Annotated in this window: 1 protein-coding gene; it reads right to left on the bottom strand. The window is 63.8% G+C overall.

Features of this window, described 5'->3' with window-relative positions; translation table 11 throughout:
- Window positions 1-216: 216 nt before the first annotated feature.
- Entirely contained in the window at window positions 217-1,443 is a 1,227-nt protein-coding gene (locus RAH32_RS21425) for an IS256 family transposase (protein WP_306610408.1), read from the bottom strand.
- Window positions 1,444-1,640 lie beyond the last annotated feature (197 nt).

A 1,640-nucleotide genomic window follows, 5' to 3' on the forward strand; every position in this document is an offset into this window, starting at 1 on the left:
ATGGCCAATCACTTGGAGCGATTGGCCATGAAAGGCTGGCGTCTCACAATCCAGACATGGCGCAGAGCGGCGACGTCCTTTCGCTTCTGTTCAAGCGCCTGCAGAGTTTTTTTTATGGGTCAGTCCGAGACCCCGCAGAACGCGCCAAACGGTCGTGTCGCGAATGTGGTGGAAATTGCCGAGCAGCGGGCTCCGGGCATGTACCGATGGCTCCAGTCAGGCCGCGAGGTCAAGGGACATTGGCTCGAGAGGCTGGGACAGGGTTTCCCAGCCATCGACCTTTCGCATCTGAATCTGACCGGAAGCCAGCAGCGCCCAGAGCAGCATCGGCACGGTTTCGGCGCAGGGCAGCACGGTCTGGGTCTTGATGCGGCGCCGGAATTCCTCGTTCAAACGCTCGATGGCATTGGTGGTCCTTGCCGACTTCCATTGCGAAGGATCGAGGCGGGTGAAGCTGAAGAGCCGGTCGCCCGCTTCCTCGAGGCTGTCGGCCACGGCCCGGCACTTCAGCTTCCACTTGCGAAGAAAGGCCTTGCGGCGCGTCTCGATCTCGGCGGCGGTGTCAGCATAGATCATGTCGCGGTAGTCTTCGCTCAGCTCGTCATGCAGGCGCTTGGGGGCATGGCCAAGCAGGTTGCGGTGCTTGTGAACCGTGCAGCGCTGGATGGGCAGGTCCCCGCCCCATAGCGCCAGGAGCGCGGCCTCCAAGCCGGGGGCGCCGTCAACGATCACGAACTCCGGCCGCCTCAGGCCCCGCGCATCCAGATCGGCGAGGAATTGGCACCAGGCAGCCGTGCTTTCGCCGCCCATGTTCCTGATTGAGAGGAGCACCTTTTGTCCGTCGCGCCGAACACCGATCGCCGCCAGTACCGAGATATTGGTGGCCTTGCGGTCCAGCCGGGTCTTTATGACGGTGCCGTCGAGAATGAGCCGCACGATATCCTCTTCGGCCAGGTCGCGGGTGGACCAGGCGTCCCAGTCGACCTTCACCTTGCGCCAGGCGCGGCTGACCACGTCCTTGCTCACCGCCCCCTCGAACAGTCCGAACAGCGCCCGCTTGACCCGGCGCGTGTTGGTTCCGGCCAGGTAGACCGCCGCGATCAGGGCCTCGGCCTTTTTGGTCAGCCGCTGGTAGCGCGGCAGTGCCTTCGAGCGCCATTCGGTGATCTTGCCGGCCTCGTTCTCGATCCGGGCACGAGGAACCCGCACCGTCTCGGTGCCGAATGTGCCGGTCAGCTGTCGGTCGCGATGCCCGTGGCGGTAGCCCTTGGCCCGCTCGTTGCCGCGGCCGTAACGAAGCCGACCAAGAAAGACGGCCAGTTCCTCTTCGAACATGGCCTCGATGGTGGCACGGACATTCGCCCGCAGGCGATCCTCGATCGGATCATACCCGCTTGCGTCGGGCAGTAGCGAAAAGGGCGAGCTGTCGATATTCTGCTTCATGGCGTGATCTCCCTGGCGGTTGGCGCCGCCGGTTGGGTGGGTGTCAGTTCACCCGGAGATTACGCCGCCTTCAAATTTCCACCACTTCCGAGACACGACCCGCCAAACGGTGGCGCGGTGAACATCGATGCCATGCGTCTCAGCCAGTTCGGCCACGAGTTCATCAAGCGTGATCCCGCTTTTGGCCGCGACGCGGG

Origin of the sequence: Paracoccus yibinensis (assembly GCF_030846195.1) — a bacterium.
Classification (GTDB): domain Bacteria; phylum Pseudomonadota; class Alphaproteobacteria; order Rhodobacterales; family Rhodobacteraceae; genus Paracoccus; species Paracoccus yibinensis.